This is a genomic window from uncultured Mucilaginibacter sp., from assembly GCF_903913935.1.
Classification (GTDB): domain Bacteria; phylum Bacteroidota; class Bacteroidia; order Sphingobacteriales; family Sphingobacteriaceae; genus Mucilaginibacter.
The window spans coordinates 1-8,231 of sequence record NZ_CAIWNH010000222.1; the positions used below are offsets into that span (position 1 = coordinate 1).

The 8,231-nt window shown below is 43.1% G+C and carries 7 protein-coding genes, 1 tRNA gene and 1 pseudogene; 2 read left to right on the plus strand and 7 right to left on the minus strand.

What is annotated here, in order from left to right:
• From QZY09_RS08525 to QZY09_RS08540, 4 genes are all read right to left on the minus strand, one after another.
• Positions 1-992, minus strand: a 992-nt coding sequence (locus QZY09_RS08525; protein WP_367119193.1) for an AsmA family protein, incomplete at its 3' end; no start/stop codon positions are given.
• Positions 993-1,192: 200 nt separating this feature from the next.
• The gene (locus tag QZY09_RS08530) at positions 1,193-2,455 is read right to left on the minus strand and encodes a DUF5103 domain-containing protein (RefSeq protein WP_295671033.1); all 1,263 of its coding nucleotides are present in this window, start codon (positions 2,453-2,455) and stop codon (positions 1,193-1,195) included.
• 157 nt (positions 2,456-2,612) lie between these two features.
• On the minus strand, positions 2,613-4,538 hold the full coding sequence (locus QZY09_RS08535) for an ABC-F family ATP-binding cassette domain-containing protein (protein ID WP_295671037.1): 1,926 nt from the start codon (positions 4,536-4,538) through the stop codon (positions 2,613-2,615).
• Positions 4,539-4,664: 126 nt separating this feature from the next.
• Entirely contained in the window at positions 4,665-5,426 is a 762-nt protein-coding gene (locus tag QZY09_RS08540; protein WP_295671040.1) for an SGNH/GDSL hydrolase family protein, read from the minus strand.
• Between the two features lie 168 nt (positions 5,427-5,594).
• Here QZY09_RS08540 and QZY09_RS08545 point away from each other — a divergent pair, with 168 nt between their 5' ends.
• On the plus strand, positions 5,595-6,638 hold the full coding sequence (locus QZY09_RS08545; protein WP_295671043.1) for a quinone-dependent dihydroorotate dehydrogenase: 1,044 nt from the start codon (positions 5,595-5,597) through the stop codon (positions 6,636-6,638).
• Positions 6,639-6,792: 154 nt separating this feature from the next.
• On the opposite strand, the gene QZY09_RS08550 is transcribed toward QZY09_RS08545, so the two are convergent.
• The 3 genes from QZY09_RS08550 to QZY09_RS08560 form a co-directional block, all read right to left on the minus strand.
• On the minus strand, positions 6,793-6,969 hold the full coding sequence (locus tag QZY09_RS08550) for a spore protein (RefSeq protein ID WP_096353617.1): 177 nt from the start codon (positions 6,967-6,969) through the stop codon (positions 6,793-6,795).
• A 31-nt stretch (positions 6,970-7,000) separates the two neighbouring features.
• Positions 7,001-7,071, minus strand: a tRNA-Cys gene (locus QZY09_RS08555).
• Between the two features lie 51 nt (positions 7,072-7,122).
• Positions 7,123-7,866 (minus strand): RNA methyltransferase, encoded by a 744-nt coding sequence (locus tag QZY09_RS08560; protein ID WP_295671046.1) that lies wholly within the window; start codon positions 7,864-7,866, stop codon positions 7,123-7,125.
• On the opposite strand from QZY09_RS08560, the pseudogene QZY09_RS08565 reads away from it, so the two are divergent.
• Positions 7,857-8,231 (plus strand): annotated as a pseudogene (locus QZY09_RS08565) (hypothetical protein); the annotation flags it as partial. The gene QZY09_RS08560 and the pseudogene QZY09_RS08565 sit on opposite strands and share 10 nt — an antisense overlap.

The window sequence follows — 8,231 nt, forward strand, 5'->3', positions numbered from 1 at the left end:
TTTATTACTGCATGCCAGCCAATGGATTTTTGCGGCGAGGCAACAAGCGTATCCAATTTCTTAACGGCTTTTATCACTTCGGTTTTTAAGTGCTGCGGTTTGGCAAGCGATAGCCCGGCCCTGGTATTGTTCAGCTCAATGCTTTTGATACCGATTCTTTGATTTTTAAGGTCGATCTTATCCATTTCGACTAATAACTGGCCTAGATTTACATTAGTGGACATTTGAGGGCCGCGGTAATCGACTTTTATTTTTGAAATATCTATGGTACCCAGGTTCAACGTAACATTTATGGGTTTCACTGCAGTGTCAAGGGGCAGCGCAGCGTTTAGTGAAGGTCTTTCTACGGCTGTTTGGATAATGCGCGTGTCGACATCCGAAATGCTGATCTTCGGGATGGTGAATTTCATTTTGTCCAGGTCGAAGTCTTTGATACGGGTATCAAAATGGCCCAGAATGAATTTGACGTTATTGCCAGTAATCACATCCTTATAGGATAAGTTGATCTTATCCAGCACAATTTTTCCTACGGAAAATTTCATGGCAGTCGTTGTATCTGTAGGTTTTACCGGTTTTTTTTGTTCCCCGGCGAATGCCGTGAGGATATACTGGAAGTTGAAAACACTGTCAGCGCCGCGGTTAATATTGGTGGTGATACCATCCAGGTCGATCTCGCTCACTTCAACCTTATGGTGGAGTAAACCCCACATATCAATATCCACCTTCAGCTTGTTACCTGCAATCAGCGTATCTTTTTTCTGGTCCTCGAAGTAAACATCTTCCAGCACCAGCATCTTTGGGAAGCCTAGTGTAATATGCCCGATTTTAACTTTAGTATGGATCTTGTTTTGTATGAGTGTAACGGCCTTATTCTTTACAAAGTTTTGCACCGACGGCACCTGGATCAAAATAATAATAAGCAATACCAAGAAGACGATACTTCCCAGAATCCATAGAATTGTTTTAAGGGCTATGCGTCCAAATTGTGCCAATGATATACGTTTTTCAAATATTAGTGTATGATTTATGAATATAATGAAATATAGGGGCTAAATGTTTTAGCGGAAGGTGAAATTTTAATTTATTCAACTTGTCTGAATCACAGATGAAGCTGATTTATTTGATTAAACAGATAAATCTTCGCAATCAGGTATATCCCAGGGTAGGAGTTTGGGTAAATGGAAATGTTTTATTATTTTTTTGCAGTATTCAACAGCCTGAAGCCGATCAACTCTTCCCAGCGGGCGCCGGGCGGGCGGTAGTAAACTAGTATTTGGTAATCATTCTCGGTCTCAAAATGGCTGCCTTCCAAAGCGGTGTCATCGGCTTTGCCGTTTGCTTTTTCAACCCAAACAAAGGTGTAATCATACACCCCTTGTTTTAAATGCAGCGCGATAGCAAATTTATTGTTGTTGGCGTCATAATGCATCCTGCTGTTTTCATCCAGCTTAAAATCATTAAAACGGCCAACCAGGTAGGGCGCACCATCATTTGGCGATTTTTGGGTGCTTAAAGTAAAATACAAATGGGCATAATCAGCATCCGTACGCGGGTCGGTGCCATCCTGGTTCAGTACATAAAAACTGCCGTTCAAATCGTATTGAAAGCTGTAGTTGGGTAGTTGGCCCTGGTCGGGGTCCGTTAACATGATGACGGTGTTGGCAGTATCATGCATCAACCGGAGCACACGCTCAGAGTTTAACTTTAAAGTACGGGTATCAAAATGCCTGAATTCATTTCCGCCTGGAAAATCATTTTGAGTTACGTCGCTGAAAATTAATTCGGTGCCGCGAATATAAGTAGGCTGCGTGTTCTGGATGCCTGTTTCAGGACGGTTGTTTTGCATGATCACGGTCCGCAGGTTGGTTGCCGGGTTTTGAACCGGTAGGTTGCCGTAATTAAGCGTGAAATTGATCTTTTGGTTGGTTGGCCGCGTTGAATTGTCAACCGAAGGTGTCATTTCTGCGCTGATGCCAATTTTAGGGTTCAGCACATAAAGGCGGCGGGTTAAAACGAGTTTACTTTGATCAGCGTCTTCATAAACTTTTAAAATATAATTGCCGGGTATTTTTGGAGCGATATTTTCGTTCGGAAGCGTTAGTTCGTAATGGGTGTATTTTTGAAACGTTCCGAGCGAGTAGGTATAATTGATGATCTTATCGTCCGAATAATTCTGAAGGTATTCTATTGTTGAAATATTTGAGGAATTCCAAAGAGCATCACAATGTTCAATGGTGTAATAATACTCCTCGCTTCCGCCATGCAGATTATCAAAAGCCAGCATTACTTTTTCTCCCGAGGCTAAAGTGATCAACGGAAATGAAGCCTGCTTTTTAGTGTTGTAAAATTCAACGCTTTTTATTTCAGGGTGGTAAACGGAATCAGTATAGGGGGATTGGGCGAAACATATCGCATTGATCAGTAAGAGGAAGAATAGGATATAAGGTTTCTTCATAAATGAATCCGACCAGCCCCAATGCCGCTCGTATAGTTTACTGCCCCGGTCATCGCTTTGCCCGACCTCCCTCGCTACCGCGAGCGGTAAAGAAGGATTAAAAACGTTTAGATCAAGAATAAAATCCGAAATCGAACACCCGAATTCCGAAATCAAACTACGCTTCCAATTCCATTATCTGCTCAGCCAGGGCTTCCCATTTTAATTGTAAATGACCCAGGTCCAGCTTCTTTAACTCGTAAGTGCTGTTTACCTGTTTCATTTTGGCAGCATCATGGTATAAGTTATCGTCGGCAAGTTGTGCTTCCAGTTGTTTTACGGTTTTTTCCAGTTCGGCAATTTGTTCTTCCATTTTGCCAAGGTCCTGGTTCAATTTTTTCAGCTGCTGAAACTTGTTTTCTGAATGCTGTTGCTTAGCCGGAGCCTGTTCCTTTTTTTCTTCCTTTTTAGGCGCATGGGCAGCAGCGGTGGCCTTTGGTTCAATTTTGCGTTTGGCGTACCATTCATCAAACTCCCTGTAAGTACCCGGGTATTGTTTGATCTTTTGGTTTTCAATAAACCAAATTTTATTGGCTACATTATCAAGGAAATACCTGTCGTGGGAAACAACGATCAGCGTACCTTCAAATTGCTGTAATGCTTGTACCAGGATATTTACTGATTGAATATCGAGGTGGTTGGTAGGCTCATCCAGTACAAGGAAGTTAGCATCCGCAGTTAGCGCTTTTGCCAGTGCAACGCGCGATTTTTCGCCTCCTGATAATACTTTTATCTTTTTAAACACATCATCGCCGGTAAATAAAAACGAACCTAAAATGGTACGCAGCTCGGTCTCCGTATGCTTTGGCGCGAAAGATTGTAATTCCTGTAGCGCTGTATGTTCAAGGTGCAGCGCCTCCAGCTGATGCTGTGCAAAAAAGGTTTGGGTCACATTATGGCCGGTTTCGGATTTACCCGTATAATCTGTATCTGCCCCGGCAATAATGCGGAGCAATGTTGACTTACCTTTGCCATTCGCGCCGATCAGCGCTATTTTGTCGCCTTTTTCGATGATCGCTTCAGTATGGTCTAGTATGTCTATTGCGGGATATTTTTTGGTGATATTTTCCAGCGTTACCACATGCCGGCCTGATTGTTTTGAAAACCGGAAGCTGAAATTTACCGAAGGGTTATCATCATCCACGTCATCTACGCGCTCCATTTTGTCCAGGGCTTTGATGCGCGACTGCGCCATTTTAGCTTTGGATGCCTTTGCCCTGAAACGCTCGATCAAACGTTCTTCCTGTTTTATTTTTGATTGCTGGTTTTTAAACTCACCCTTTTGAATTTCTTCACGCTGGGCCTTTTCTTCTAAATAAAAGGAATAATTACCCGCATAAACTGTCAGCTTTCCTTTGCGGGATTCAACGGTGCGGTTAATTACTTTGTCCAAAAACCACCTATCGTGCGAAACAATTACGACAGCGCCGTCAAAAGCTTTCAGGTAATCTTCCAGCCATTGGATGGAGGGTAAGTCGAGGTGGTTGGTTGGCTCATCCAGTAACAGGATATCAGGAGCCTGTAATAATATTTTGGCAAGCATTACCCGCATGCGCCACCCGCCCGAAAATTCGCTCAATTTGCGGTGTGTATCAGCTTCGGTGAAACCTAAGCCGGCTAATATCTCATGCGCCTTGTATTCAATATTATAACCGTCCAGCAACTCAAACTCATGTTGCTTGTCGCTCAGCTTGTGCAACAGGTCTTCTGTATAATCTGTTTCCAGTTTTTGCAGCAGGTTTTCAATCTCATCATGCAGCTGGTTTTGGCGCTCAAAAGCTTCCATGGCCACATGCAGTATATTTTTGTCCGACGAGTAGGAGAGCAGGTCCTGGTTAAGGTAGCCAATGGCAATGTCCTTAGCCATGGATATGGTACCCGAGGTTGGGCTATAATCCCCGACAATAATTTTTAGTAGCGTAGTTTTTCCGGTCCCGTTGGCACCGATAAGGCCTATCTTTTCACCTGGTTTTATATGCCAGTTTGCTTCATCATACAGGGCCCGTGCACCAATCTCGAACGTGAGGTTATTAATAGCGATCATTTGGGCGCAAAGATACGATTTTGAGGTGAAAGGCGAAAGGTAAAAGGCTGAAAGGAAAAAGAAGAAACCTAAGATCGAAACTTAAAAACGTTGTTATAAAAACGTTGAACCTTTTGCCTTTTACCTCTAACCTACAGCTTCCATCCACGTCTTCGCCATCAAAGCGGTGCCGGCTACGCTGGGGTGTACCCCGTCCAGGCTCCAGTAGGTGGCCGGGGCAACTTCCAGAGCTTTGTCGAATACTGACTGGTAGGGTACAAAGGGTAAATGATATTCGCCGGCAATATCATGGGCCGCCTTTCTGAAAAAATCAAAAGTCGGGTACCATTTTTCGTCAACAGCTTTAACGCCTTTTGTTGCAAAAGGCTCGCAGATGATTATTTTGATATTTGGCAATGCTTCTTTGGTGCGGTTGATCAGTTTATGGTAATCAGCGATATAGGTATCAATAGTGCCTGTGTAGCCATTGGTGATGGTATGCCAGTAATCGTTTACGCCGATGTGGATACTCAATACATCGGGCTTTAGTTGAAGACAGTCAATATCCCAGCGCTCCGCTAATTGGTAAACTTTATTCCCGCTGATGCCTTTGTTGTGGATCTTCAGGTTTTTATCCGCAAAATCAAGCAGCAAATGGCCGGCTGTTAATAATACATATCCCGATCCCAGGGTATTGCTGGCGTTGGGTACAGTAGCATCATGGCTGCGACCCCAGTCGGTAATGGAATCACCCTGGAACAGGATAACATTGTCTTTTTCAAGCTTTATTTTTTTTATGCTTCCAGGCTTAATAGCAGCTGCTACAATTTCAGGCATTGCTAAGCCCGCAACAACCCCGATGGAGGCATTTTTTATAAAATTACGACGGGAATTTTGAAAGAAGCTCATAATTGATGATTCATAGTTCATGGCAGATTTTACGCCAAAAACAAATTGTGTTGCTAATATAGAAAATATTTTTTCGTCAAAAATAAAATTAAATGATCCTGGGCATTTTTTGATTTACAATTGGCACCCAACTATGAACCTTAAACCAAAACCCCTAACTTCGCCCGCATGTATTTCTTGCTAAAACCCATACTTTTTAAGTTCGACCCCGAGAAGGTGCATCATCTTGTAACGGCTGGTCTCAGGCGCTTTAACCACTTTCCCGGAGGGGCAGCAATCAGCCGGGCTTTATGGCATATGAAAGATCCGCGGTTGGAAAAAAAAGTGTTTGGTTTGACGTTTGAAAACCCGATAGGCCTGGCCGCCGGGTTCGATAAGAACGGCGAGTTTATTGGTGAAATGGCAAACCTTGGCTTTGGTTATATAGAAGTAGGGACGGTAACGCCGTTGCCGCAACCTGGGAATCCGCAGCCAAGGATGTTTAGGCTGCCCCCGGATGGTGGACTGATCAACCGGATGGGCTTTAATAATTTAGGGGTTGATGTGGTTGCTGAACGTATCGCAACCTTCAGGCGGAATGCTAAAAGCTATCAAAAAGGCATCATCATTGGTGGCAATATCGGCAAAAATAAAGTTACGCCGAACGAAGACGCTGTAAGCGATTATATCAAATGTTTTGACCGGCTGTTTGATGTGGTTGACTATTTTGTGGTGAATGTGAGTTCGCCTAATACGCCGGGCTTGCGTGCTTTGCAGGAAAAAGAGCCGTTGATGCAATTGCTGGATACACTGCAAAAACGAAATAATAAAAACGGAATCAGCAGGCCCATCCTGTTAAAAATAGCGCCCGACCTTACCAACGAGCAACTGGATGATATTGTAGAAATTGTTCAGAAAACTGGAATTGCGGGTGTTATCGCTACCAATACCACCATTAGCCGGGAAGGGTTGACAATAGAAGGTGATGTAAAAAATGAAACCGGCGGTTTAAGCGGAAAGCCATTAACCCAACGGTCGACCGAAGTGATCCGTTACCTGCATGAAAAATCAAGAGGGGCATTTCCGATCATCGGGGTAGGAGGGATCCACTCGCCGGAAGATGCGTTGGAAAAAATAAACGCCGGCGCATCGCTGATCCAATTATATACAGGTTTTATTTATGAAGGGCCGGAGCTGATAAAGAGGATCAATAAGAGGCTACTGGATCACTGATTTTACAGATTACAAGATTAAATTGATTTTTCAATCCTATCATCTTACAATCTTACGAATCTTAGTTCAGACAAAAAATCACCTCACAAAAAAACCCTACCGGTTTAAAACCAGCAGGATTTAGATATCATTAAAAGCAAAAAATTGGCTGTAATTATTTTGCAGCAGCAGCTTTTAATAAAGCAGCATTGTTTTTTGCGATCTGGCTATTTTTTGGCTCTGCAGAACGGCTTCCAAGCTCAAGGTTGGTGGCCAGTTTTAAAAATTGTACTTCTAACCTTGAAGTAGTTTTATTTTTTCTGTCTTTTCTTTTTAAACGGGTAACGCCCATGATGTTGTTAATTTAATGTTTTTAATATTCGAGGTCGGGAGCGGATTCGAACCGCTGTAGGAGGTTTTGCAGACCTCTGCCTAGCCACTCGGCCACCCGACCGTTTTTCAAGGCTGCAAAAATAGCAATTATTTATTGACCGACAACTTTATTCTATGAATTTCTGCTAATTTCAGAACAAAAAAGTGCTGTGGCAATGGCAACGTTCAGCGATTCCGCGTTCCCTGTACGCGGAATGGTTACCGCTGCCGTCACCAGGCGGGCAATTTCCGGGCGTACCCCATTTCCCTCATTTCCCATAACGATCAGGCCCTCCTGCCCGAAATTAGTTCTATAAAGGTTCTCCCCGTTCAGCATAGCGCCAAATACCGGCAGGCCAAGGTAGGGTAAAACAGCAGCGAGGTCGGCATAATAAACATTGATGCGGGATAGGGAGCCCATGCTTGCCTGCACTACTTTTGGGTTATATACATCAACGGTATCGGCTGAACAAATGATTTGTGCAATACCAAACCAATCGGCAGTCCGGATAATGGTGCCCATATTGCCCGGGTCCTGTATACCATCTAAAACTATTGTGAACTTTTTTTGAAGCTTTGCGTTATTGAGTACAGGCCAGGAAGGGATGCTGACCGTTGCGATAATTTCTTGTGGGGTTTTTAAACTGCTGATTTTTTCCATATCTGTAACGGAAATTTCACATAAGTTTATATTTCGGGATAATTTCAGCATTTTTGGGTCGAAAGAAGCCGTATGGTAAACGGCATCCACCCGGTATGGAGAATTTATAAATTCAATAACTGATTTATAGCCTTCAACCATAAACAAACCGTGTTCCAAACGATCTTTTTTTGATTGAAGGGACCTTAGTAAACTGATTTGAGATTTTGAAAGCATATACAAGCCCTGGTAGTAACCGTTTTGCAATATTAAGTATTCTTCTGCTCTTTCTGGTCTGTAGCTGTAGTTTAACCCGCAGGCTCCAGCCAGGGCAGGCACTGGTTCGTAAAATTACAATTAAAGGGATCGAAAAAGAATTCGCGGTACCGGCCATCAATTATGTGGATAAAGAGCAACAGCCAAATAACTGGCTCAACCTGCAATTTTATTACCTTTTTAGCATGCACGGAAAGCGTGATATCGGTGATCCACCTGCAATTTTAGACAGTAACCTGGTTGAGTTTTCGCGGATCCAAATTGAGCGTTTCATTCAAAACAAAGGCTACGTAAAAGCAAAGGTTACCGACAGTATTAAAATAAAA

Excerpts from the sequence above, each read along its gene's own strand:
- QZY09_RS08530 (WP_295671033.1), bottom strand. The coding sequence starts at position 2,455 with ATGAAGAAACCTTATATCCTATTCTTCCTCTTACTGATCAATGCGATA.
- QZY09_RS08535 (WP_295671037.1), bottom strand. The coding sequence starts at position 4,538 with ATGATCGCTATTAATAACCTCACGTTCGAGATTGGTGCACGGGCCCTG.
- QZY09_RS08540 (WP_295671040.1), bottom strand. The coding sequence starts at position 5,426 with ATGAGCTTCTTTCAAAATTCCCGTCGTAATTTTATAAAAAATGCCTCC.
- QZY09_RS08545 (WP_295671043.1), top strand. The coding sequence starts at position 5,595 with ATGTATTTCTTGCTAAAACCCATACTTTTTAAGTTCGACCCCGAGAAG.
- QZY09_RS08550 (WP_096353617.1), bottom strand. The coding sequence starts at position 6,969 with ATGGGCGTTACCCGTTTAAAAAGAAAAGACAGAAAAAATAAAACTACT.
- QZY09_RS08560 (WP_295671046.1), bottom strand. The coding sequence starts at position 7,866 with ATGCTTTCAAAATCTCAAATCAGTTTACTAAGGTCCCTTCAATCAAAA.